Here is a 23699-nt window from a genome sequence, read left to right on the forward strand (position 1 = left end):
AGTGTGAAGTTTTTTCTGCTATTATAAGTGAACGTGTTAACCGCCGGGATGGTGGAATAGGTAGACACAAGGGACTTAAAATCCCTCGGCAGTAAAACGCCGTGCCGGTTCAATTCCGGTTCCCGGCATAAATCGGAGCTGTTTCAAAAACAAGTTTTTTTGAAACAGTTTTTTTGTTTTAAATCGGCTTTCCCACTTAAATCAGTTTTTCTGCCGGATCAAGCGAATATATATCTTCGGATAACTTTTTTTTCAAAATAGACGTATCCATTTTACTAAAGTTAAATCTTTTATATTTACCGCTGATATCCAAATCGCATAATACGTGCAGCGCGGAACCGGAAATAAGAATCGATTTCCGATACAATTTGGTTAAATCTTCCAAATATAAAACGGTATCGACCGCTTGAGATATGCTTATTTGCGATATGCGCTCACGAGAGCCGACCGTTCCAAACACAACCGAACCGTAGTGAATACCTATTCCGATACGAAGCGAAAGGTTTTCCGCTGTTTTTAACTTCATTATTTCGCGCTGCATTTTAACCGCGCAATATAAAACATCGGGCGTATTGTCCGGAAAAACAGCTACAATTCCGTCTCCTAAATATTTTTCAATAAAGCCGCCGTATTTACGGATAAAGGGAGCAATTTGTATTAAATATGTATTCAACAAATCGAAAGTTTTTTTACCGCCAAGCTGTTCCGACAGTGCAGTAAAATCCCGTATATCGGCACACAGCAACGTTACGTTGTGAACTGCCCAATCCCCTATTTCCACATCCATAATATCGTTTTTATTTAACATTTGCAAAAACTGTTTGGGAACAAAACGAAAGTAAGCCGTATTTAGTTTTTTCAATGTGCCGGATAAAACATCAATTGCCGAAGACGCTTTTTCGTGCTGGTATGCCGTAATAATCGATTGAAAAAATACAAAAATAACAAAGGTATACGGCATAAAGTGTACGGGTAAAAACGGAACCGTTAACATATACCGTATCAGCGTCTCGTACACGGCTCCTGCAACTATGATAAAAATACTAACAAGAGTTAAAAAAAACAAAGCCGTAATGCGATTCAGTTGTGAAAACAGTATGATAAATACAACAAGCAAACTGATAAACATATACGCTTGATTAATCGGCACAAGTCGGTTCGACCATTGCAGGGGAAGCACCCAAGTTAAAATACCTAAGCAAATTCCCACACCTATAACTATTGTCACTGCAGGATTTTCTAAATTGCTGGTATGTAAATATACAAGGTACAAAACAAAAAATACCGGACCGGCAAAAATCGCAGTATACTCCAATTTCATATCCAAGGCAAAGGGTACGTTGGGGAAATAATATAAAAGCAAAGAAAAATCGGTAGTTACATTGCGCAAAAATAAAGTTAAAGCAAATAGTGAAAGATACAAACTTGCCCAATCGTATTTTCTAAACAAAAAAAGGGCAAAATAATATAAAAAAACGATAAATAAAGCTCCGCATAAAAAAAACTGCCGGTTCAATTCATGATTAAAATCGGTACGTACTACGCTTTCCGCTCCAAAACGCAGCGGAACCCATAAACCGCTTTTACGGTACACATCATTCGACGTATGAAACACCAAATCGGCAATTCCTCCGCTATCGGATTGTATTGAAGCGATTGCCATTGAACGGGCTGAAACCGTTTTTGTATAATCTTGCGCAGCGATCCCTTGAGAAAATACCAATTCACCGTTACAATAAAAATTTACCGCAGTACCTATTTTGTCGAACATAAAAACGGCATAGTTAAAATTCGGTTTTAGATTTTTTAAGCGTAAATGCCAAGTTGCAGAACCTTTACCTTTTTTTGCGTTTTTACCGGAAGCTATATCATTATAAAGCGTAGGAATACGCACAAAAGCATCGGCTTTTATTGTATACTGTTCAGGAGAAGCGTCATCGTTAAAAAAAGGCGGTCCGCCGGTTTTATGTTTATAAAAAAGTGCAGGATCTATAAATTTATTTGAATATACTTCCCACAGCCCCGTAAGCTCGAGGGTCGAAAACTCAAGTTCTTGCGGATCTTCAAAATAAAACAAACCGGCATACATTGCTTTTTGCTTTTGTTTTTTTGCACCGCCGGCATGAGCAGATACAAAAAAACACATACACGCGCATACAAAAAGAAAAAAACGTACAGGGTTAGTAAACTTATGCTTAATGCCGGTCACTGTATACTTCCTTTTGCCCAAACGGAAAAATCGAGTTCCGGTATGTTTTTTTCAACTGTGCTTTCTTTTTTTAACGATTCCAACGGCATACAAACAAATAAAAACACCGGTTTTCTTTTTCCTTTTACATGTATATTTCCCAAGGGAATTAAAGCAAAATTTTCATTTTCTGCTAAATTCGATTTTTCCACCGCATCAAGCGATACTAAAATCGAATAATGCAAACTTTCCGAAATGCTTTCAATACGCGCGGCGGTGTTTACAGTATCGGATATAACCGTATCGTCCATACGGGAAAGTTCCCCTATGGTACCTAAAATCATTTTACCGTAGTGAATGCCGGAAGCGATTCCTATGGGAGGCTTACCTACTTCTTTGCGTACCGCATTCAAAGCGCCTATTTTTTGCTGAAGTTCAAAACAACACTCGATTATTTTTTGAGTCCCGCCGGAAAACAAAGCCATAATGCCTCTTTTAACGAATTTGCTGATAAAACCGCCGCGCTCGGCTATAAGCGGAGAAGCTATCATGGTAAAAGAGCTGAATACATCGTATTGTTCTTCCGGCGTTACTTCAAAACTGCCGTCGCCGATATAGATTTGCATAAATAAAATACCCATTTCGCATTCAACATAATCGCCCAAATGCACATCGGTTATATTTTTTTTATTTAACAAATCCAAAAATTTTTGAGGCACAAAACGAATATAGGCATCATTTAATTTTTTTAAATTATGTATAAGCGCTACTTGACGCGCAAACAAACGGCTTTCTCTGGACGCCAAGGCTAAAAATTGAATCACCGCTAATGCTAAAAGTACAAAGGGTAGCGGATCTATCAGTAATTCATCGTAAGTAACCGAATACAGCGTTTCGTATATGGTGGTTCCGCCTACCAGCAAAACTGACACCAAGTGTATATAAATTTGCTTTTCTTTTTTTATGCATGCCCGTATAAGCAAAATCATAATATACACCAGCCCGATAAAACACGTTATTTGATACAGCGGCACCAAACGGTTGGACAATTCGATAGGCAGTACCGTTCCAACAATCAAAACAATACCTTGCAAAACCGCATACACATATTTTAAACGGTGATAAAACGTACAATGGAAAAGCGAATATAAAAAAAATATAAAAAGCGGGGGAACAACCCACAGCGCCGAATATTCTAATTTAATCGCAGCAGAATAAGGTAAATTTTTAAAAATAAAAGACAATATATCGATATCGGCAGTACAAATACGTAAAATAAGAAAAACCAAAAACAAGCTAAAATATAACGAACTGAGTTTTTTGGGATTAAAAGCAAACAAAGCAAAGTTTATAATACATAAAAAAAGAAGCAATCCGCTGACAAAAAAAATCAATCCTGTATTGGTACTATAGCTGCGGTATACCGAATCGCGTTTGCCGAAATATACAGGTGTACGGATACCGCCTTTGCGGTATATCCAGTTTGATACTTGAATAACCAATTCGGCGCTTCCCGATTGATTTGCCGTAAATTCGGCATAAATAGGTATGGTGCTCGGAAAAAAACCTCGCTTCTTTGACGACACTGCGCCCGAGGAAGCTATGCATACGCCGTCGGCAAACACAGCACAAGAAGAAGTAGGACTTTCTTTAATAAAAACGGCATATTTTTCATCGGGTGTAAGACTGTTCAAAACCAAACGGTAGGTTGCACAACCGTATTCCGTTTTTTTTCCGCGAAAATTTGAATAGTCTTTGTTCCAATTTGCAGGCAATGTAACGCTTTTCGGTTCAGGAAGGCGTATTGTATCGGGAATAGCGTCAAGAGAAGTAAACAAGGTATCGAAATATACTTGCCAGCCGTTTTTTAAAATACTCACATCGGAAAAAATATAATTAGTTGAAAACGGATTTTTAGCTTGTAGTGAGACTGCAAAGAAAAATAAAGGGAAAAGTAGCGATAATCTCCGTTTCATTTTTTTATTTGCAATTTTTCTATCTAACTTTGCTGTATAAATCCGCCAACTCCGAACGCCATTGATATGTTTTATCACGGCTTTCCCACTCAATAATGCGATCTATTACAAATGTACGCTTATCTGCAGGATTTTCAAAACGCGCTGCGGCAAAACGTCCCTGCCCTATATACACAATGCTTTGTCCGTCGCTCAAAGATTCGTGTTCCGAAAGGTATTTTAAAACACAATCAAAGTGCACCGGCTCTCCGCTCGTTTTATCTGCCAATGCCGAAGCCAAATCCGATATAGCTTGAGCGCACAGCGGACAGTTTTTAACATTCGCTTTGTATTCTTTAATCGCTTCCAGCCGCGCTTGCTCGACTGCAGGATCTTCTTTTTCCGTTTTATGTAAAAACTTTTTTCCCTGCTCTTTATACGGTTTACCGTTCCATCTGCGTTTTTCGTTTTTTTGTCTGTGTTCGTTTTTAATATAACTCATGTACTATTTCCTTGCAGCGGCAGGGTTGCTCTACCAATTTGCGGCTTAACACCGAAGCAATACGCTGCACGGCGTTTTCGACATACGAGCTGTCGCTGATTTTCCGCCGCATATCCAGTATTTTTGCGGACACATGTTCCGCTTGCGATGTTTTTAGGAAAACGGTCATAAAAGCTCCGAAAAGGCATTTTCAATGTGGTACACCGGCGCATAACACGGCATATCGATAACAAGTACGTCAAAACGCAAATACCTGTTACTATATTGTCGATGTGTCTGCAAAAAACATTTAGCCGTTTCGACTATTCTTTTTTGTTTTATTTTCCCTAAAACATGTTCCAACGTTTCAAGCGTTGAATGCGGAACGGTTTTAACTTCGGCAAAAACCAAAGTATCGTCCTTTTCCGCTATAATATCTATTTCTCCCGTTCGTGTGCGCCAATTGCGCTCTACGATTGTGTAGCCGTGCGTATGCAAATACTCGGCAGCTTTATTTTCTCCTTGATCCCCCGTAAGCTTTGTATTTTGTTTTTTATCCGGCAAGCGAATCCAATTCCTTTAAATCCATTGCCCGCAATATAAAAACGTTTCTTTGCTCTTTTAAATTGATTATATCGCCTTTTTTCCTTGCCTTTTTTGAGTCTCCGGCAGAAACGATTTCTACCGTAGGCATAAAAGGGGAATTTGAATTGCTTTCGACGATTTTTGCGAGCGAAGAATCACTGAGAACAACGTATGTTCCCGGCGGGTATAAACCTATAGATTTTATAAATGCTTTAAGGATGGACGGATCGAATCTTTTTTCTTTATCGTTTAAAAGATTTTTAACCGCATCGTAGGCAATCATAGAACCGCGATAAGATTTTTCCGAACACATAGCTTCAAAAGCATCGGCAACAGAAAGCACGCGCGCGGCAGGATCTATATTTTCTTTTTTGCGCCCTTCAGGATACCCCGTACCGTCCCAACGCTCGTGGTGCTGCATTAAAATAACGGCGATTTCGCGCGGGTACATCAATACTTCGGTTACATAGCGCGCTGTTTTAAGCGGATGGACTTTTAAAAGTTCAAATTCTTCGGGAGTCAATTTACCTTTTTTATTGACAATTGAATCCGACAACATTGCCATTTCCAAATCGTGCAAAAGAGCTGCAGTTATAATTTGTATAATCGTACGCTGTGGAAATTCCAATTCTTGAGCCATAATCACCGACAATACAGCAACATCAACTGCGGCAACCGCATAATACATAAAATCTTCAAAAGGACAGATAACGCATGAAAGCGCATAGCGTTTATCATCGCTTACCAATTTATAAATAAATTTTACGCAGTCATCGATAAGCGCTTTATCTATCGGTTCGCTTTTTTTATAATGCTGATACACTACTTCCATATTTTTTACGGCTTCGCTGTAATATGCCCACAAAGGAGATTTGCCGAGTATTTTTCTTTCAGCGGAAAAAATACTGTCGGAAATAGTTTGCTCTCCGTCAACCGCTTCCAATTCCGCGACGTCTACGCTCGGAGTGGAAAAAATCTCTTTGCCGTGCGTTATAACATAGGGAATTTTCCAGCGGCTCATTGCATTTAAGTGAAACTGCGCTACAGGTTTATGTTCCGCAAGGAACATGTATTTTCCGTCGTCAAAAAAAACGGGAGCGGAAAATTTCATCCCCTTTTTAAGAGATTCCTTTTTAATTGTTTGCATAATCCTCTGCCTTTTTTATAAAAGCGAATATTCCGGCAAGTACTTCGTATGTTTCAGGCGGTATATAACTGCCGACTTCTTGCAAAGAAAGTATCTGTGCCGTTTCCGGTTCAAAGGCGACCGGAATACCGTATTCTTCAGCGGCTGCAGTCATTAACTGCGCCAACCTGCCGCTACCTTTACAAGCGATAAACGGTGCCGGAAAACCTTTCGGATAGCGAAGGGCTACAGCCGTTTGCTTTGCTCCGTTTTCACGCTTTTTCATACTTCAGCTTCCGCAACAAAAACGCCGTTCATTTCGGTAAAAGATCCCGTACGGTATAAATCCGGTACAAAATCGATTTTACAGTTCGCAATGCCTGCATTCCCGAATACGCCCTCCTTTAAAAACGCATCCAGTTTACGCCTTTGGGCATGCGGCGGTTCCGGCGTTACGCAATAGTTAACAGATAACTGAAGTTTTTTTAGATTATTTATTTTTAAATTATGCAATCTGTGTAAGTGTACCATAAAAAAATAGTTTTTGACAGGGGAAAATGCAGAAATTCCTATTTTTTCCAATTTTTTTTCTTGTGTATTTAATAAAAGTCTAATAACACCATTAAAACTTTTATTTCCAATATCATAATCAAAGGGGAGTAAAACCCAATGCTTGCAGCTTGTTTTGTAGTGGTTCACAAACGACAGTAAGCCGCAGGGTAAAGCCAAACATTCGTCGGTATTTTTATATAGGAGCGAAAGCTTTTGTAAAAAGTTATCGGGTGCTGCCGAAGCGGCGTTTTTTGCGGTGTCTGTATCGACTGCCGGCGCCCAATTTCCTGTCACCTCTTCGCCGACCGGCAGCGAACCGCCGTTTCCTACCGAGCCGTCTACATCATCTTCGCTGCCGTCCGGAGCGCGGCGGTGTCCGGAGTGCTTGCCGTCTGATGAGCCGCCATCACGGTCCTGCCCGTCTTGCTCCTGAGCGCTATCACCGGTATTCCCATCTTGTTCCGAACTGCCGTATAAAACGTCGAGCAATTCACCAAGCGTTTGCTCATCGGGCTGCACCCCTTTTTCCAGCAAAAAAAGAGCGGCTTCGGCAGCTTCTTTTTCTCTACCTGCAAAACGGAGCGCTGCCGCTCTCGCTTTTTGCGCTTGGCGCCCGTTAAAGCGTAAACCGTTTTCTTGAAAAAACTGCAGCAGCCGAAGCGAAATATCATCTGACGGTAAAAGCGCTTGTTCAAAAAAAGCGTTAAGTCTTCCTGAAACATCAGCTTCCATAAAGGACACGTGTTTAACGGCGTTTGCTCCGTTTGAAATCGTATGCGTGCGGTTTTGCGGAACCAACAATATACTGCCGTCTTTTATTTTTACCGCTGCACTAAATGAAGCACCGTTCGGCAAAGCACGCTGTGAAAACACGTTAAATCGTTGTCCTGCAAATGATACGGCATAGCGGTTTTTTCCCTGCTGCGATAAAACGCGCACAAACACCGTATCTCCTTCGTGTAAGGCTGGAGCTTCGGCTGCGCTTCCCGTGCGGATATCGGCGGCGGAAATAATCGAAATCGATGAAAACTGTTGATTCGAAAAAGACACGCGCTACGCCTCCCGCATTTTTTGCAAAAACCGCTCGGCATCAGCGATAAGTTCGTCGGGAGTGGAAGCGCCTGCGGTAATACCGACTTTTTTTAAATGTAAAAACTCTTGCGGAATTTCGGTTGTGTTTTCAATATAAGCTGCGCGCGGCGAAAGTTTTTGCGCCGTTTGAAACAGGCATTTTGTATTTGCCGAGTTTTTGCCGCCGATAACCAGCACACCGTCAACCGCGGCACACAGTTCGTGCAGCGCCTTTTGCCTTTCGCGGGTTGCAGGGCAAATTGTATCGAATACGGTTAATTGAGCGTTTGTACGGCATAGGATTTTTTGTATGGTTTTGTATTCTGTTTCACTAAAAGTGGTTTGGCTTATCAATACTGCTTTTGCGCGGCAAAAGGCGCTGTCAACAGCAAGTTTTTGCGCTTCGCGGCGGTTTTGCACAACAGCATAGTTTATCCCCTTATCCGAAGCTACCCCGGCAACCGCTGCAACTTCTCCGTGATTTTTATCTCCTGCTATAACAAGCATATATCCTTGTGCCGTATAATCGGCGGCACGCTTTTGATTTACCAGCACGCGCGGACAAGTGGCGTCTACAATCAAAACTCCGGCTTTTTGCAGTGTGCGCCGCACTGCAGGCGGCGTGCCGTGCGCACGGATTATAACAACCGGCATCTTTTTTCCGTTTGTGCCGTCCCTCATAAGTTCGGCACAAAACTCGTCTATGTGCTTTACATCGAGCATACGCAGCCCTTGTTTTTCCAAGCGCTCAAGAGCAGTTTTATTGTGAATAAGCGGTCCCAAACTGTACACCACGCGATCCGGATATTCGGCAAGCGCTTTTTCGGCGGAATCCACCGCGCGGCGCACACCCATACAATAACCGAGTACTTTTGCCCGTATAACGGAAACCATAATTATACTATAGCAAAATAAAAGCGTTTCAGCTATAGTAAAGTATGCTCACCCTTTTGCACACGGCGGACTTGCATTTAGGAAAAATCTTATACGAACATTCTTTATTGGACGAACAGCAAGCAATGCTGGATTGCTTATTCAATGAATTAAGCGCCGTTCACTACGATGCGCTCATTATAAGCGGCGATATTTACGACCGTTCCGTACCTCCGCCGGAAGCAGTTGCTTTATTTGACCGTTTTTTAAGCCGCACCCATGCCGCCTTTCCCAAGCTTCCCGTATGCATTATTTCCGGTAACCACGATTCGGCACAGCGTTTGTCTTTTGCCGCCGAATTGCTTAAAGAGCAAAACATTTATATTTGCAGCGAACCGCAACAATGTACTCAAGCGGTTATATTAAAAGATAAAGACGGTATTGCCGAAGCGGCTTTATACCAAATTCCTTTTTTACACAGCGCTTCACTATCAGCTGAAGATAATCCGGATACAGTACTTAAAACACAAGAAGAATTGATAACGGAAGCGGTAAAAAGAATCGGAACTTTTCATAAAAAACTGCAAAAAAGCTGCGAACAATATGCGCATTTACCCGCATTGCTTTCATGCCACGTATTTACTGCGGGAGCTCAAAGCGCAGGTTCAGAACGTATTTTTGTCGGTACTGCCGAATACGTACACGCATCTGTTTTTGCGCCGTTTGCCTATACTGCAGCAGGACACATACACAAAACACAAAAAATAACCGAACGTGCGTATTATTCGGGCTCTCCGCTCGCCTATTCTTTTGACGAAGCCGGAAAAGAAAAAAACTTTTTACGCGTAGAATTGGATTTTTCGCAAAACGGAGACTCTCCGCTTCCTAAAATAACAGCTATACCGGTTAAAGGAGTACGCCGCCTTATCCGCTTAACCGGCTCGTTTGAAGAACTGCTTAATGAAGCGCAATACAAAGAATACGAAAACGATTATATAGAGTTTAACTACACCGACCCCTTTATTGCCGATAATGCCGTATACCGTTTGCGCAAACGTTTTAAGCGCTTATTATCCGTAAAGCGCTGTGAAGCGAGCTTTAAAAAAACGGGGCAAAACGACGAACAAAACGAAAAAAAAGAACTAAAAAAACGTTTACTCGAAAACCGAAAAGAGCCGCCGTTTAAAGATATTTTTTATGCTTTTTTACAAGACGTCGGTTTTGAAAACGGAAAAGATTTGAAAAAAGATTGGGAACAAGAAGCCGACATATTCGTAAAAACCGCCCGAACGGAAAGCGAAAAAAACGGGGAGAGCGCAGATGAAACCGCTTAAGCTGACTATGCACAACATCGCTTCGTTTACCGGAACTCATACCATAGATTTTTGCGTTTTAGACGATATGTTTTTAATTTGCGGTAAAACGGGTTCGGGCAAAACCACCATACTCGATTCCATTACGTATGCGTTATACGGTAGTCTTCCCGGCGCACGCAAACAAAACGATATACGCAAAATGCGCTCCGATTTTTGTACAAACCAAGACGAATGTTCCATCGATTTTGAATTTTTACTTAACGGTAAAATATACCGCGTTCTCAGAACGCTGCCTGTTATCAGAACGGGGCGCGGCGGAAAAACGGTTGAAGACGGAGAAAGCGCCGCATTGTACTGCGTGCACAACGGCACAAACACAAGTGCAAATACGGATGCACGCGAAGAAAAACTGTTATGCAGCCGCAAAGCTGAAACCGATGCAATGATAAAATCGCTTGTGCGTTTGTCCGCCGAAGAATTTTCCCGGATTGTACTGTTACCGCAAGGAGACTTTGCCGATTTTTTGCGGCAAAAATCAAGCGAGCGGAAAGAAATGCTTGCAAAACTATTTCCGGTTGAACACTTTACCCGCTGCGCCGATCGCCTAAAAGAAGAAAAAAACCGCATTGAAAGTATGCTTGAAGAAGTGTCGTCGAATTTGGAACGTATCGGAGCTCAATTCGACAGCGGCGATGCACAGCGCGAAAAAACCGAACTGAACGGCAAACTCGAAGATTTATCCGCACAAAACGAAAACATCCGCCGCCTTATGCTCGAATCTCAAACACAATTTACTTTGTGCGAACAAAAATTACACGCACTAAAAGAGTATGAACAATTGCAACAAGAATTGCACTCTTTGCTTGAACAAAAGGATCAATACGAAAAAAATACCGAGCTTTTACTTTTAATCCGCAGCGCGTGCGCACTCGAAAACTTTGCCGAAAATGCCGCCGCTAGCGAAGCTGCACTGTACAATGCTCAAAGCGAATACATCGGCGCGACACAAAAGCTTGACGCATTAAACCGTGAACTTAACGAACTTGAAAAACAAAAAAGCGGCAACGAGCAAAATAAACAAAATAAAGCCGGTATCGAAACGCGCTTGCAAAATATGGAATACGTGCAAAAAGCGTGCGAAGAATTTGAACAAACGTTACGCGATGCCGGCAATGCCGAGCAAAGCCTACGCCAAGCACGCGAAGCTATAGAACATATTAAATCGCAGCTTACGCCGTTGGAATCAGAGTACCAAGCGGACGGCGATATTGAACAGCAAATGCAAAACGTTCAAAACCGATTGCTGCTTACAGAATATGAACTTTTATGCGCACAAAAAAAGCGGTTTGAAGACGAAGAAAAAGAGCTAACCGAAGACGCAACTAAAGCGCAGCTCATACTGGATGATTTTTTAGAACAACAAGAAAACGAAAACCGTTTATCGCAAGCTTGCCTTTTAGCCAAAACTTTGCAAAAAGACACCCCCTGCCCCGTGTGCGGTTCGCTTGCACATCCCGCTCCTGCACAGCAAAATCAGCAATCGCTCGATATAGGCGAAAAAATAAACGTTCAAAAAAAACTGTGCGAACAAGCGCAGCTGCGTGCCGGCGAAACGCGCTTACGCATAAAAGAAATCGACGGGCGCATTGCCCATAGTTTTGAAACCGTGCAGCAGTTTACAGCAACGAAAGATTTAGAGGAGCCGGTACAAAAAACAGAAAATGAAATCAGCGCAGAGCGCGAAAATTTAAAACAACACGCTGATGAACTAAAAACCCGTTTGGAAAAACGAAGCCGCACCGAACGGTACATACAAGATTTGCAAAACAAATTGGAACCCTTAAAGCAGAATGAAATTTTATATTCTCAAGAATATGCGGTAACCCAAGACAGACAAAAACAAGCGCAACAGCGTTTTGAACAGTTGCTGCATACAAACGGTTTAGCCGAAAGTTTTGCATTCGATACGGAATCCGATTTTAACGGCAAATCCGGTTTTATAAAAATGCTCGCCGGAAAGCTGCAAAACGAACTTTTAAAGTTAAATACGGACATCGAAGCTTACGAATATAAATACGCTCAAACAGTAAAAGAACACGCCGATGTGAGCGGACGAGCCGATATTTTAAAATCGCACATGCAAAACTGTGAAGTTGAACAAAAAACAAAAGAAAACGCATTAAAACAAGCGCTCGATTCTTCGCCGTTTGCCGCGAGCGACACACAAAGTGCGCTGGAAAATATGCACAACGCTTTGGTGCAAAAAGAAAACCTAGCTTTCCTCGAATCCTATACGGAACAATACAAAACGGAAAAACAACGCCTTGAAGTTTTATGCGCCGAAAAAAAAGCGAACGTCCAAAATGACCCGGAACAATTGCAAAACGAATACGAACAGCTTAAGCGGCAAACGGCTCAACTGGAAAACGAATTTGCACAAAATCAAAGCGGACAAACTGAAATCAAGCGCCGCATAGCAGAACTTGAAACGCTCGGCAGCGAATACGATAATTTGGAAAAAAGACGGCTTTCGCTGCTTGAACAAGCGCAAACCTATACCAAATTATGCGACGCGGTAACGGGAAAAAACCCCAAAAAAACTCCTCTGGACGCATGGGTGCTGCGTATGTATTTGGAAGAAATCACACTGTACGCCGGACGTAAATTGGAAAACATATCGGACGGCAGATACACTATGTACTTAAAAGAAACCGAAGGCGGCAGAGGCTATCAAGGTTTGGATTTGGAAGTATACGACAGCTACACGGGAAAAAGGCGTCCCTGTTCTACGCTGTCAGGCGGCGAAACCTTTATGGCATCGATAAGTTTGGCGCTTGCAGTAAGCGATACCGTCCAAGCACGCAACGGCGGTATTCAGTTGGATTCCCTTTTTATAGACGAAGGTTTCGGCACTCTGGACGGAGAGTCGCTGGAAAAAGCGTTAAGCGTGCTTGACGAAATACGAGAGGGACGCTGTATAGGCTTGGTATCCCATGTAGACGGCTTAAAAACACGCATTCAGTCACGATTAGAAATTCACAAAGGTATAAACGGAAGCAGTATACAAACCGTGCAAGCGTAGGAGGTAAACGGTGGCAAAACAGCACAGACAAACGCCGATTCAAGAACATCTTTTTTCGTTCCGGGATACGGCATATAAAGATTTTAACAAAAAACTTATTCCTACCGTCGATGAAAATACGATGATCGGTATCCGCACGCCGGTTTTAAAAAAATTCGCAAAGGAATTTTTTAAAGCCGATCCCGAACAAACCGCCGATTTTATGAAAAATCTGCCGCACAAGTATTTTGAAGAAAACAATCTTCACGCATTTTTTATAGAAAACATAAAAGATTTCGATGACGCGCTTTTACAAACGGAAAAACTCCTGCCGTTTATCGATAATTGGGCAACTTGCGATTCCTTTAATCCGCCGCTGTTTAAAAAACACAACGATGTTGTTTACAAAAAAATTCTTAAATGGATTTGCTCAAAGCACGTATACACCGTCCGTTACGCAATCGGTCTTTTGCTTTCGAATTATCTTGACGATTTTTTTAAACCTGAAATGCTTGAACTTGTTTCAAACGTAAGGACCGAAGAATATTACGTGAATATGATGATCGCATGGTATTTTAGTTTTGCGCTGATTAAGCAGTACAATGCTGCCGTACCGTACATCGAAAAAAAAGTGCTTGCGCCTTTTACACACAACAAAAGCATTCAAAAAGCGATAGAAAGTAAAAGAATTCCCGCGGACATAAAAGCCTATCTTCGAACGCTAAAACTGAAGTCCTAACCGGAACCGACCCAAAACATCCGCTAAAACGAAGCAAACAAAAAAGCGTCCGGAAAAGCGGAGTCTTCTCGCCCGGTGAGGCAGCTGCTTATTGCTTTCTGTACGGCGATACAACAGGCTGCGCAGCATTGCGGATTGTCCAGTCTTTTTCGGCATCCGGATTGATGACGGGCATAAATCTTTTAGCTTTTATCTCCTCCATCGTTTTTCCGGCGGTAATGGATTCATACCACCATTCGTAAATATGCATATTGGTTTTTATTTTGAAGAATTCATAACTGTTTTCAAGAGAAACAAAGCCCACCGGATCGTATTCGTAAAACTTTACCCCGTCTGCTTTTGTATTCGGCGCAATTTCGTATGCCTGCCAATTCAGCGGAATATAATTATTTCCCATAATTCTTTTAAAATCGGTCGGCATTCCGTATGAATAGAGCAGTTTTGTATGCGTATCTAAAGCATATAAATAATTGTCCAGATAATTTTCAAAAGTCCCGTTTTTATCCGCATAGCCGGTAAATTTAAAAAATATAAAACGCTTGAGCATTTGAGCGCCCGCACCTTCTTCATACATCGGCAAAGCACAGGGATGCACGCCTTCGGTTTTGTAATAGTATACGTCGTTGATTTTATTTGTAATCGAAAAAATTATCGGCGTGCCGGGAACAACATCTTCATAATAAGAAAACGTTTTACCCTCTTTACCCCAGCCATCCAAAGGTTTTGCCGGCTGCCAACAAAATTGTGCAAAAGAAAGCATTTCTATGGCAGGCGCCGAACCTTTAAACGGCGTCGTAATTTTTTTCATGTGGATAATACAATCACCCAGCAAAGCTTTAGCATATATGCAGTCGGGATTTTCCGAATCTGCAATAAAAGGCTCAAAAGCTTTTTTTGAAAAAAACGATTGTGCACATAAAGCATACAATGTACACAAACAAACATTTATGATTAAAAAAAATTTTTTCATATCTGCATCATATTTTAATTTTTTTTTAATTTTTAGACAATAGGCAGCCGTTTTGTACAAAATCAGACAAAATTATACAAAGTATTTGATTAAAGCAAAAAAAATATAGATACTATAAAACATCAAACCGTCGCGTCCTACCCTATAGTTTTCTTTACTGTCAATAGTTTTCTTTACTTGACCAATCGCATATTGGACGCTACACTTAAACTTATGAAAAATTTTACACAAATACAGCCTGCAAAGTTAAACGAAAACACTATAAAACTTATCGGAAACGATTGGATGCTCGTTACCTCAGGCGTTTTATCCAAAACTCCGGACGAACACCATACGTGGAATACGATGACGGCAAGCTGGGGCGGTATGGGATTTTTATGGAATAAAAACGTAGCCTTTGTGTTTGTGCGTCCGCAGCGCTACACATTTGAATTTACGCAAAAATTTGATAAACTAACCCTATCTTTTTTTCCGGAAACCTACCGGCGCGCGCTTGAATTTTGCGGAACAAAATCGGGAAGAGATTACGATAAAGCAGCCGAAACCGGTTTAACCGCCGTACAAACTCCGAACGGTTCCGTTGCTTTTGAGCAAGCACGCATTATACTTGACTGTACCAAACTGTACGCCGACGACATCCGCGCAGAACGGTTTATCGACACTAAGGTTATAAGTCAACAGTATCCCAAGCACGATTTTCACCGTATGTACGTATGCGAAATAAACGGCGTATGGGTTAAAGAAGCAAAAAACAGCTAAGGCATACAGGCGGCATTTTTATGAAGTCAAACGCTTTATTTACCGACTTTTACGAATTGACTATGGCGCAAGGTTATTTGAAACAGCACATGAATTACCCTGCCGTATTCGATATGTTTTTCCGCCGCCAACCTTTTGACGGGGGCTTTGCCGTTTTTGCCGGTATAGAACCGCTTATCGATATGCTCACATCGTTTTCATTTAGTGAAGACGACATAGCATACCTTGATTCGCTCGGTATTTTTGAAACCGTTTTTTTGGATTATTTAAAAAACTTCCGTTTTTCCGGCGATTTATATGCCGTAAAAGAAGGTTCACTTGTTTTTCCTTCGGAGCCTTTAGTCCGCGTACACGCAAACTTAATCGAAGCGCAAATCATTGAAGGTTTAATTTTAAACACAATCAATTTTCAAAGTTTAATCGCTACCAAAACAGCGCGCGTATGGCTTGCCTCAAAAAAAGGTTCTATAATGGAATTCGGTTTGCGCCGCGCGCAAGGCTACGACGGCGCCATGAGCGCTTCCCGTGCAGCATATATCGGGGGAGCATCAGGCACCAGCAATACCCTTGCCGGCAAACGTTTCGGCATTCCCGTTATGGGTACAATGGCGCATTCATGGATTATGTCTTTTCCGAGCGAATTGGACGCTTTTAACGCCTATGCCGACTTATACCCCTCATCGGCGGTATTTTTAATCGACACATACGACAGTTTAAAATCAGGCATTAAAAACGCCCTCATTGCCGGGGCAAAGCTTGCCGCGAAAGGCTACAATTTCGGAGTTAGATTGGATTCAGGCGATATTCAATATCTTTCCGGCGAAGTGCGTAAAATTCTAGACAAAGCGGGATTCTGCCAAGCGCGCATTTCGGTATCGAACGAATTAAACGAAAAAATAATTGAAACACTCGTAGCAGGCGGGGCCCCCATAGACAGCTGGGGAGTCGGAACTCACATGGTAACCGGAGGTAAAGATTCTTCCTTTACCGGCGTATATAAACTAGCTGCACGAAAAAGTTCCGATACGTCCGGTTTTATCCCCGCTATGAAATTTTCCGACAACCCCGAAAAAACCACCAATCCTGGTATAAAAAACGTGTGGCGCTTATACGATGAAAACGGTATGATGAAAGCCGACGTTATGGCGCTTGAATCGGAAAGCATAACAGCCGGAAACGAAAGCCGTTTTTATCACCCGTCGGTCGACTACCGCCGTTTTTCTTTTGCGCCCGCACGAACCGAAGCGCTTTTGGAAAAACGGCTGGAAAACGGCGCTGCCGTCGGCGTACAAAAAAGCGAAACCGAACGGCTTAATGCAAGCAGGCGTCGCATGCAAAGCCAGCTTGAACATTTGGATATAACTTACCAGCGTATGCTTAACCCGCACATATACAAAGTATCGATCAGCGAAAAATTAAAAGATTTAAAACTAAAATTTATTCAAGACAGAATCAGCTGATGACTTTCGGAAGGTAATCCGTTTTGATATTTTGCAAAGCTTCAAACAAACGCTTTTTTTGATCTGCATTGTTTTCGGTTAAAACTGCAAGCCGCCGCCGCGCGTCTTTTCGCCCCGAATTATCCTGATACGAACAAGTACAAGTAACACTTTTATACTCACAACGCTGCGTGTGCTCTATAATAGTTTTTTCGTCGGCAAGACACAGTGGACGGATAACCGTTACCGGGTATTTTTTATATTTTAAGCGCGGCGGCATAGTGGAAAGTTCTCCTTTGTTCAAAGCGTTCATAAGCAAAGTTTCCAAAACATCATCCAAATGGTGCCCCAAAGCTATTTTATTAAACCCGTTTGCAATCGCATAATTATTCAATTCCGTTCTGCGCTGTGTGGAACACCACCAGCAATTCATTTTCATACCCGGCTTAAGGCGCGAAAGCACATCGGCTTGCAGCGTAACGCATTTTATGCCCCAATCGGCAAACAGCTGTTGTAATTCGCTGGAAAGCGGAGAGCCGATACCGCTTTCCACGTGTACGGCACAAAAGTCAAAGTTTTCGCGTCCCTGCCGTTTGCGGTCGGCAAAGTATTCGAGTAATGCAGTAGAATCTTTTCCGCCAGAAGCGCCGATTGCAATGCGGTCTCCGTTTTCTATCAGTTTATAATCATACACGGCTTTGTCTATGATGCGGAACAGTTTCGGTCGGCTCATAAGCTATGCTACCATAAAATCTTAAAAAATGGTAGCATAAGCTATGGATTTGGAACGCTTGCGCTTTCGCGCCCGCATTATGCAAAACATCCGCCGCTTTTTTATAGAACGCGGCTACCTTGAACTGGACACCCCCGCTTTAAGCTGCGACCTTATACCGGAAACGTGTCTTGAAGTTTTTAAAACCGATTATATAAAAAACGCAGCCCATGCAAAAACTGCAGGACGCACGCACATACAAAGCAGTGCACTGTATTTAGTTCCATCCCCAGAAATATATATAAAAAAAATAATAGCTCAGCATAAAGTAAACGTATTCCAGCTTTCAAAATGCTACCGGAATGCCGAATCGTGCGGTCGCATACACAGCCCCGAATTTACCATGCTTGAATACTATACAATGAACGCCGATTATAAAACATCGATGGACATTACCGAACAGCTGTTTGCTTTTTTAAGTGCCGAACAAAATACGAGCGGTAGTACAGACAGCGGCACACACGGCTGTATACAAAAACCTTTTATGCGTTTAAGCATGGATAAAGCCTTTGAACGCTATGCACACTTCCGTTTAAGTAAATGCGCAAACGTAAAAGAACTTGCAAAACAAGCGCGTAAGCTCGGCATAGCCGAACCGGATGAGCGTTCTTTTAACACGTGGACAGTTGCCGATTTATACGATTTGATTTTTGTTCAAACGGTGGAACCGGCGCTTCCTAAAGAAAAAGCGCTGTTTTTAACCGATTATCCGGCATTTGTAAGCTGCCTTGCAAAAAACGTATCCGTCAAACCGAAGCAAAGCAAAATGGACAAAGCGCTGTGGAAAGAACGCTGGGAATTATATGTACAGGGTATTGAATTGGCAAATTGTTACACCGAAGAAACCGATACCGATAAAATAAAAGCGTATTTTGAAACAGAGGGAAAATTAAAAGACAAAACAGCTTTGGTTCCGCACCGAACCGACAGCGACTATTGGAAAATCTTTAGAGATTTTCCACCGTGCTCAGGGGTAGCTTTAGGCGTAGAACGCCTCATAGCTTTGCTTGCAGGCAGCAGCAGTATTGAACCGATACTGCCCTTTCCCCTTAACCTATAACGGCTTATTGTGCAGTTGCAGGCTTAATATTAAAGCGCTTGTTAAAGCGTTCAATACGTCCTGCAGTGTCTACCAATTTTTGCTTGCCTGTAAAAAACGGGTGGCAAGCGGAGCAAATTTCAACGTTAATATCTTTAACCGTAGAACGGGTTTCAATAACATTGCCGCACGCGCAGGTAATTTTAGTCAATTGATAATCGGGATGAATGCCTTCTTTCATTTATAACTCCTATAATTCTATACTCTATTAAAAAGCTTCTCCGGTGTTCATAGAACGCAGGAATGCTTCATTATTCTTAGTTTTGCGCATTCTGTCAAGCAGAAGTTCCATAATTTCGGCGTCGTCCATAGGATTGATAACTTTACGCAGTACCCATACTTTTTGCAGTTCTTCTTCGGTTAACAGCAATTCTTCTTTGCGGGTACTCGATTTTTTAATATTGATGGCGGGAAACAAACGCCTATCCGCCAATTTGCGGTCAAGGTTTATTTCCATATTGCCCGTTCCTTTGAACTCTTCAAAAATTACTTCGTCCATGCGGCTGCCCGTTTCGATAAGGGCGGTAGAAATAATGGTTAAACTGCCGCCTTCTTCCACATTGCGTGCCGCGCCGAAAAAACGTTTGGGTTTGTGCAAAGCGTTCGAATCGACACCGCCTGAAAGCACTTTTCCGGATGTAGGCACTGTTTGGTTATATGCGCGCGCAAGACGGGTTATCGAATCCAAAAAAATAACGACATCGCGTTTGTGTTCGACTAAGCGTTTGGCTTTTTCCAAAACCATTTCGGCAACTTGCACGTGCCGGCTTGCAGGCTCGTCAAATGTGGAAGAAATAACTTCGGCATGGATTGAACGCTCCATTTCGGTTACTTCTTCAGGACGCTCATCTATAAGTAATACAATTAAATACACTTCCGGATGGTTTTCGGTAATCGCATTTGCAATCTTTTGCATTAAAATGGTTTTACCGGCTTTAGGAGGAGCTACAATCAGCGCTCTTTGCCCTTTTCCGATAGGCGAAAACAAATTGATAATACGGGTGGAAATTTCTTCCGATTTTGTTTCAAGATTCAAACGCGTATTCGGATGAAGCGGCGTTAAATTTTCAAAGGGTATGCGCGTTTGAGCTGCCCGAGTATCGTCGTCGTTTACCGCTTCTATACGAAGCAGCGCAAAAAAACGCTCGCCTTCTTTAGGAGAGCGGATTTGCCCGTATACGGTATCGCCGGTTTTTAAGTTAAACAAGCGTATTTGACTGGGTGAAATATAAATATCATCAGAGCCTGACAAATAACTGTTTTGAGGAGAACGCAAAAATCCGTATCCGTCCGGTAAAATCTCCAATGCGCCCGAAGAAAATATAATACCGCCGTGTTCGGTATGAGCTTTTAAAATAACGAATATAAGCTCTTGTTTTTTCATCGGAGCCAAATCATCGCGGGCAATACCATAGCGTGCAGCAAGGTCGCGCAAATCGTGCATACCCATCTTTGTTAAATCGTTTATAGAAAGCCGCGGTTTTGAATCGCGATTTTGACTATCGTTTTCATCGGCTAAACTGCCGTTTTTATCGGCACTGTCCGTTCCCGACGGCATTGCACCCATCGCTGCTGCAAAATCGGCAGCTTGTCCCGCGGCGGCAGACGTTGCCGTTTTTTTGTACGGACTCCGTTTTGTTTTGGGTTTTGAGCGTACCACTACCCGTTTTTCTTTGCCCGGGGTGCCGGAGTTTTCGTTTTCTAAACCGTCGCTTTCCGCATAATCGGCGCCGTCGTCCGTAAATGCAAAAGAATTTTGCGAATTCTCTTCGCTTTCCGCTTGTTCGGAAGCGTCATTAAAACGGCGTTTTTGGTTTACTGCCATTAAATATCTCCATTATGTGCTTGATTGAAAAATTTGCGTTTCGTTACTGTTTGATTAAACAATATAAAATAGATTGTTTATTATACCAAAAAGAAAAAAAAGCGTCAAGATAATCGATTACCGCTTTTTTGCCGATCGGCGTCAATCATCCGTATCTTCTTCGGCAAGAGAACGCTGCGATACCATACGTTTGTACTCTTCTGCTGAAACAGAAAATATATCGATATCGGGAACTTCATCAAGCATTTTTACCTGCCCTTGAAAGTTTACATCGTCGGCAATACGCAAGCGCGAGGTTTCCACATTTCCGACAATCGTACTGCCGGAAAACATTTCCAATTTTGTTTTAGCCGACAAATCACCCTGCACTTGCCCTGCAATCGTTATGGAATCGGCGGTTATTTTATCGACACTGCATTTTCCCGTTTTTTCGATAACCAAACTGCCGGTAGATTCGATAGTGCCGGTAAATTTACCCGTAATAACCAAATTATCCGTAAAATTCAAAACGCCGTCAAATTCAGTTTGCTCACCCAATATCGTTAAATCGCCTTGTCTTTGTCGGTATGAAATCGGCATAACATTCTCCTGTAAAAAAATCGTGCAATGCCCGTTATAAAAAGGCAAACGGCACAAACGGTAAAAGCGATTCCGGTATAATCGCCGAGTAAAGTATACACGGTTTTACGCTGCTTTGTCAAAACGGGAATACTGCCGGCTAAAAAACCTTCGGTAAAAGGCTCAAGCATAGCGGTTACTTTACCGTTCGGGTCTACAAAAACGGTTTGCCCTGAAGCAGTTGCTCTTACGAGCGGCAAGCGGTTTTCCACCGCACGGAACACAGCCATGGAAAGGTGCTGGTATTGGCAAGCAAGGCTTTTAGACCACGCATCGTTGGAAAGATTAACCAAAGCGTTTGCACCGTTTTTCACATAGCGCCTGCCGATATAGCCGAAAGTATCTTCAAAACACACCGGAGTACCGAAATGCAAACCTTCTACGGAAAACACATGCACACGCTTTCCCGGCGTCCACATGTGAGTATCTCCGTTTAAAAGCAGTGTATAAATGTGCGGAAAAAGTTTTTCAAACGGAAAATGTTCAGTAAAGGGAACCAAATGCATTTTGTGATATAACTCCGGTTCAGGCGGAATAACGTTTTGCTTCGGGCGGAACAAAAGCACCGCATTGTAACTTACTTCACCGTAATTTCCATCCGCACTGTAATCGAGCACGGTATCGTCGTTTCCGATAACAAAGGGAACCGATTTTTCGTTTATATAGTGTAAAAGTTCGTCAACCAAATCAAAGCGTTCTCTGTCGGTTCTAAAGCGGTAATGCCAGCGGATACGCGGTATAAACGCCGTTTCAGGCCATACGACTAAAGCTGCATCTCCGTGTTCTTTTAAAGCTTTATCAGTTAGTTTTTTAAGCGTATGTAAATCGCGCCGGTATGCTTGGGTTCCGCCAATCCACGGATCGGTATTCGTTTGCACTAAAATAATTTTTTTTGTTTCAAAAGCCGAATAATCAAAGCGTGCGGTATAGCCGTACAGCCAGCATAAAGCAAAAAGAAAAAGCCAAATACCGGCGCTCACACGATGTAACCGAATACTTTGTTTAATCGAAACGGCGGCGTTCTTATCGGCGTCGAACAAAGGAAACAACACTTGAGCCCACCATGCAGACACAAAGGTAATAAGTGCGCTTAAGCCCCAAACGCCGATTAAATCGGCACACTGAATTAAAGGAATAATGCGCCAGTGTGAATAAGCGGTAACACCATAATTAAAACCGGCAAAGCCCTTTGTTTTAACGTATTCGTATGCGCACCAAACAATCCATTGAACAAAAAAACGCTGTTTGTGCCATAAAAGCCCCGCCGCTTTAAGTAACGGAAAAAGTAGCATAAACTGAACACCGTATAAGCACGAAATAACGGTAAGTCCCATAGGATGAAAGGTTGCCAGCCATCCGGTAAACAAACAATAATAGCCGACGCCGAACAAAATACCGTACAGCCATACCGTTTTAAAATCGGCGCGGTTTACCAGTATAAATATCGGAATGAGCGCAAAATAAGACAAAACCGGCAAGCCGTCGGTAACCCAAAAACTCGGCTGCGCAAAGGCAAACAACACAATACCGGCTGCAAGAAAAGTAATGTCCGTTATATGTTTTTTCATGATTTTTTTGCGGAAACAGGAAGTTCCCACAAAGCATTTTTAAGTTCTTGACCGGAGCGGAAAGCGGCAACATAGTGCGGAGCGACCGAAAGCTGTTCTCCTGTTTTGGGATTACGAGCACGCGATCTGCCTTTGCGCAGCCTCGGCTCAAAGGTTCCGAACCCCCGCAGTTCAATGGTAGCGCCGTCTTTTAAAGACGTTTTGATGTTTTCAAGCAACGTTTCAAGCACATTTTGTATAGTTTTTTTTTCATATTTTGTTTTAAGATATGCGGATTCAACTAAATCAAATTTCGTCACTTTTTTTGAATTCATCAAAGCCCTCTCTGTATCGTTTTACAGCTTTGCTGCCGATTCACAAAAACCGTTTTACGATTTTTGCAGGCTGCCCTGCAAAAACGTAATGCAAAATAATTACTTACTTTGCTGCGGCAAACGAAGCGTTATACAGCTTCATCATACGCGATTTTTTTCGAGAAACGGAATTGCGGGATAAAATCCCTTTGCGTCCGGCCGTATCAAGCTCTTTACACAAATTACGCAATGTTTCTCCGGCTAAAGCGGAATCTTTTGCATGTACTGCAGCGATAAATTTTTTAGCACAAGTGCGTGCCGAACTTTTTACCGCTTTGTTTCGCAAACGTCTTTCTTCGCTTTGTCTAAATCTTTTTTCTGCAGATGATTTTTTTACTGCCAAAGGAAA

The 23699-nt window shown here is 42.3% G+C and carries 23 protein-coding genes and 1 tRNA gene; 7 read left to right on the forward strand and 17 right to left on the reverse strand.

Annotation, left to right across the window (positions count from 1 at the left end; genetic code table 11):
* Positions 1 to 42: 42 nt before the first annotated feature.
* A tRNA-Leu gene (locus tag HMPREF9193_RS05785) sits at positions 43 to 128 on the forward strand.
* 68 nt (positions 129 to 196) lie between these two features.
* Here the strand turns inward: HMPREF9193_RS05785 and HMPREF9193_RS05790 are convergent.
* The 9 genes from HMPREF9193_RS05790 to ispH form a co-directional block, all read right to left on the reverse strand.
* Entirely contained in the window at positions 197 to 2146 is a 1950-nt protein-coding gene (locus HMPREF9193_RS05790; RefSeq protein WP_021687147.1) for an adenylate/guanylate cyclase domain-containing protein, read from the reverse strand.
* Between the two features lie 59 nt (positions 2147 to 2205).
* Positions 2206 to 4068 (reverse strand): adenylate/guanylate cyclase domain-containing protein, encoded by a 1863-nt coding sequence (locus tag HMPREF9193_RS05795; RefSeq protein ID WP_040847664.1) that lies wholly within the window; start codon positions 4066 to 4068, stop codon positions 2206 to 2208.
* Positions 4069 to 4183: 115 nt separating this feature from the next.
* On the reverse strand, positions 4184 to 4645 hold the full coding sequence (locus HMPREF9193_RS10790; RefSeq protein WP_021687149.1) for a hypothetical protein: 462 nt from the start codon (positions 4643 to 4645) through the stop codon (positions 4184 to 4186).
* Complete coding sequence (locus HMPREF9193_RS05805; RefSeq protein ID WP_021687150.1) at positions 4632 to 4814, reverse strand: hypothetical protein; 183 nt, start codon at positions 4812 to 4814, stop codon at positions 4632 to 4634. The genes HMPREF9193_RS10790 and HMPREF9193_RS05805 overlap by 14 nt, the downstream gene beginning before the upstream one ends.
* A complete protein-coding gene (locus HMPREF9193_RS05810) occupies positions 4811 to 5188 on the reverse strand; it encodes a YraN family protein (RefSeq protein ID WP_021687151.1) in 378 nt (125 codons plus the stop codon). Before HMPREF9193_RS05810 ends, HMPREF9193_RS05805 begins: the two co-directional genes overlap by 4 nt.
* Positions 5178 to 6356 carry an HD-GYP domain-containing protein gene (locus HMPREF9193_RS10795; RefSeq protein WP_021687152.1) on the reverse strand — a complete coding sequence of 393 codons (1179 nt, stop codon included), beginning with the start codon at positions 6354 to 6356 and terminating at the stop codon, positions 5178 to 5180. The genes HMPREF9193_RS05810 and HMPREF9193_RS10795 overlap by 11 nt, the downstream gene beginning before the upstream one ends.
* Entirely contained in the window at positions 6343 to 6621 is a 279-nt protein-coding gene (locus HMPREF9193_RS05820) for an EscU/YscU/HrcU family type III secretion system export apparatus switch protein (protein WP_021687153.1), read from the reverse strand. Before HMPREF9193_RS05820 ends, HMPREF9193_RS10795 begins: the two co-directional genes overlap by 14 nt.
* A complete protein-coding gene (locus HMPREF9193_RS05825) occupies positions 6618 to 7937 on the reverse strand; it encodes a TP0910 N-terminal domain-containing protein (protein ID WP_021687154.1) in 1320 nt (439 codons plus the stop codon). Before HMPREF9193_RS05825 ends, HMPREF9193_RS05820 begins: the two co-directional genes overlap by 4 nt.
* 3 nt (positions 7938 to 7940) lie before the next feature.
* Positions 7941 to 8852: a 4-hydroxy-3-methylbut-2-enyl diphosphate reductase gene (ispH, locus tag HMPREF9193_RS05830; RefSeq protein ID WP_021687155.1), complete on the reverse strand. Its 912-nt coding sequence runs from the start codon at positions 8850 to 8852 to the stop codon at positions 7941 to 7943.
* A gap of 44 nt (positions 8853 to 8896) precedes the next feature.
* Between ispH and HMPREF9193_RS05835 the strand changes: the two genes are divergently transcribed.
* From HMPREF9193_RS05835 to HMPREF9193_RS05845, 3 genes are read left to right on the forward strand one after another with little or no spacing between them, the layout of a single operon-like run.
* Positions 8897 to 10165, forward strand: coding sequence for an exonuclease SbcCD subunit D (locus HMPREF9193_RS05835; RefSeq protein ID WP_021687156.1), 1269 nt, complete (start codon positions 8897 to 8899; stop codon positions 10163 to 10165).
* Positions 10152 to 13229: an AAA family ATPase gene (locus HMPREF9193_RS05840; protein ID WP_021687157.1), complete on the forward strand. Its 3078-nt coding sequence runs from the start codon at positions 10152 to 10154 to the stop codon at positions 13227 to 13229. The genes HMPREF9193_RS05835 and HMPREF9193_RS05840 overlap by 14 nt, the downstream gene beginning before the upstream one ends.
* 10 nt (positions 13230 to 13239) lie before the next feature.
* Entirely contained in the window at positions 13240 to 13947 is a 708-nt protein-coding gene (locus tag HMPREF9193_RS05845) for a DNA alkylation repair protein (RefSeq protein ID WP_021687158.1), read from the forward strand.
* Positions 13948 to 14035: 88 nt separating this feature from the next.
* Here the strand turns inward: HMPREF9193_RS05845 and HMPREF9193_RS05850 are convergent, their stop codons facing one another.
* Entirely contained in the window at positions 14036 to 14917 is an 882-nt protein-coding gene (locus tag HMPREF9193_RS05850) for a hypothetical protein (RefSeq protein WP_040847666.1), read from the reverse strand.
* A gap of 213 nt (positions 14918 to 15130) precedes the next feature.
* Between HMPREF9193_RS05850 and HMPREF9193_RS05855 the strand changes: the two genes are divergently transcribed.
* Positions 15131 to 15676 carry a flavin reductase gene (locus HMPREF9193_RS05855; RefSeq protein ID WP_021687161.1) on the forward strand — a complete coding sequence of 182 codons (546 nt, stop codon included), beginning with the start codon at positions 15131 to 15133 and terminating at the stop codon, positions 15674 to 15676.
* A gap of 20 nt (positions 15677 to 15696) precedes the next feature.
* Complete coding sequence (locus HMPREF9193_RS05860; RefSeq protein WP_021687162.1) at positions 15697 to 17136, forward strand: nicotinate phosphoribosyltransferase; 1440 nt, start codon at positions 15697 to 15699, stop codon at positions 17134 to 17136.
* On the opposite strand, the gene HMPREF9193_RS05865 is transcribed toward HMPREF9193_RS05860, so the two are convergent.
* On the reverse strand, positions 17129 to 17848 hold the full coding sequence (locus tag HMPREF9193_RS05865; RefSeq protein ID WP_021687163.1) for a tRNA 2-thiocytidine biosynthesis TtcA family protein: 720 nt from the start codon (positions 17846 to 17848) through the stop codon (positions 17129 to 17131). The genes HMPREF9193_RS05860 and HMPREF9193_RS05865 overlap by 8 nt on opposite strands.
* A gap of 43 nt (positions 17849 to 17891) precedes the next feature.
* Here HMPREF9193_RS05865 and HMPREF9193_RS05870 point away from each other — a divergent pair, with 43 nt between their 5' ends.
* A complete protein-coding gene (locus tag HMPREF9193_RS05870) occupies positions 17892 to 18947 on the forward strand; it encodes an amino acid--tRNA ligase-related protein (RefSeq protein ID WP_021687164.1) in 1056 nt (351 codons plus the stop codon).
* A gap of 4 nt (positions 18948 to 18951) precedes the next feature.
* Here HMPREF9193_RS05870 and rpmE read toward each other — a convergent pair whose 3' ends face one another.
* The 6 genes from rpmE to rpsT form a co-directional block, all read right to left on the reverse strand.
* On the reverse strand, positions 18952 to 19167 hold the full coding sequence (rpmE, locus tag HMPREF9193_RS05875) for a 50S ribosomal protein L31 (RefSeq protein ID WP_021687165.1): 216 nt from the start codon (positions 19165 to 19167) through the stop codon (positions 18952 to 18954).
* Between the two features lie 27 nt (positions 19168 to 19194).
* Positions 19195 to 20811: a transcription termination factor Rho gene (gene rho / locus HMPREF9193_RS05880; protein ID WP_021687166.1), complete on the reverse strand. Its 1617-nt coding sequence runs from the start codon at positions 20809 to 20811 to the stop codon at positions 19195 to 19197.
* 141 nt (positions 20812 to 20952) lie between these two features.
* Positions 20953 to 21390 carry a bactofilin family protein gene (locus HMPREF9193_RS05885; RefSeq protein WP_021687167.1) on the reverse strand — a complete coding sequence of 146 codons (438 nt, stop codon included), beginning with the start codon at positions 21388 to 21390 and terminating at the stop codon, positions 20953 to 20955.
* Entirely contained in the window at positions 21354 to 22997 is a 1644-nt protein-coding gene (gene lnt, locus HMPREF9193_RS05890) for an apolipoprotein N-acyltransferase (RefSeq protein ID WP_021687168.1), read from the reverse strand. The genes HMPREF9193_RS05885 and lnt overlap by 37 nt, the downstream gene beginning before the upstream one ends.
* Entirely contained in the window at positions 22994 to 23311 is a 318-nt protein-coding gene (locus tag HMPREF9193_RS05895; protein ID WP_021687169.1) for an HU family DNA-binding protein, read from the reverse strand. The genes lnt and HMPREF9193_RS05895 overlap by 4 nt, the downstream gene beginning before the upstream one ends.
* 103 nt (positions 23312 to 23414) lie before the next feature.
* Positions 23415 to 23693 carry a 30S ribosomal protein S20 gene (gene rpsT, locus HMPREF9193_RS05900; RefSeq protein ID WP_040847669.1) on the reverse strand — a complete coding sequence of 93 codons (279 nt, stop codon included), beginning with the start codon at positions 23691 to 23693 and terminating at the stop codon, positions 23415 to 23417.
* Between the last annotated feature and the right edge of the window lie 6 nt (positions 23694 to 23699).

Origin of the sequence: Treponema lecithinolyticum ATCC 700332, from assembly GCA_000468055.1 — a bacterium.
Taxonomy (GTDB): domain Bacteria; phylum Spirochaetota; class Spirochaetia; order Treponematales; family Treponemataceae; genus Treponema_C; species Treponema_C lecithinolyticum.

Bases quoted from the DNA above. Each gene is read 5' to 3' on its own strand.
- HMPREF9193_RS05885 (WP_021687167.1), bottom strand. From the start codon at position 21,390: ATGCCGATTTCATACCGACAAAGACAAGGCGATTTAACGATATTGGGT.
- lnt (WP_021687168.1), bottom strand. From the start codon at position 22,997: ATGAAAAAACATATAACGGACATTACTTTTCTTGCAGCCGGTATTGTG.
- HMPREF9193_RS05835 (WP_021687156.1), top strand. From the start codon at position 8,897: ATGCTCACCCTTTTGCACACGGCGGACTTGCATTTAGGAAAAATCTTA.
- HMPREF9193_RS05865 (WP_021687163.1), bottom strand. From the start codon at position 17,848: ATGAGCCGACCGAAACTGTTCCGCATCATAGACAAAGCCGTGTATGAT.
- HMPREF9193_RS10790 (WP_021687149.1), bottom strand. From the start codon at position 4,645: ATGAGTTATATTAAAAACGAACACAGACAAAAAAACGAAAAACGCAGA.
- HMPREF9193_RS05850 (WP_040847666.1), bottom strand. From the start codon at position 14,917: ATGAAAAAATTTTTTTTAATCATAAATGTTTGTTTGTGTACATTGTAT.
- HMPREF9193_RS05855 (WP_021687161.1), top strand. From the start codon at position 15,131: ATGAAAAATTTTACACAAATACAGCCTGCAAAGTTAAACGAAAACACT.
- rho (WP_021687166.1), bottom strand. From the start codon at position 20,811: ATGGCAGTAAACCAAAAACGCCGTTTTAATGACGCTTCCGAACAAGCG.
- ispH (WP_021687155.1), bottom strand. From the start codon at position 8,852: ATGGTTTCCGTTATACGGGCAAAAGTACTCGGTTATTGTATGGGTGTG.
- HMPREF9193_RS05860 (WP_021687162.1), top strand. From the start codon at position 15,697: ATGAAGTCAAACGCTTTATTTACCGACTTTTACGAATTGACTATGGCG.
- HMPREF9193_RS05870 (WP_021687164.1), top strand. From the start codon at position 17,892: ATGGATTTGGAACGCTTGCGCTTTCGCGCCCGCATTATGCAAAACATC.
- HMPREF9193_RS10795 (WP_021687152.1), bottom strand. From the start codon at position 6,356: ATGCAAACAATTAAAAAGGAATCTCTTAAAAAGGGGATGAAATTTTCC.
- HMPREF9193_RS05840 (WP_021687157.1), top strand. From the start codon at position 10,152: ATGAAACCGCTTAAGCTGACTATGCACAACATCGCTTCGTTTACCGGA.
- rpmE (WP_021687165.1), bottom strand. From the start codon at position 19,167: ATGAAAGAAGGCATTCATCCCGATTATCAATTGACTAAAATTACCTGC.
- HMPREF9193_RS05790 (WP_021687147.1), bottom strand. From the start codon at position 2,146: ATGTGTTTTTTTGTATCTGCTCATGCCGGCGGTGCAAAAAAACAAAAG.
- HMPREF9193_RS05895 (WP_021687169.1), bottom strand. From the start codon at position 23,311: ATGAATTCAAAAAAAGTGACGAAATTTGATTTAGTTGAATCCGCATAT.
- HMPREF9193_RS05820 (WP_021687153.1), bottom strand. From the start codon at position 6,621: ATGAAAAAGCGTGAAAACGGAGCAAAGCAAACGGCTGTAGCCCTTCGC.
- HMPREF9193_RS05805 (WP_021687150.1), bottom strand. From the start codon at position 4,814: ATGACCGTTTTCCTAAAAACATCGCAAGCGGAACATGTGTCCGCAAAA.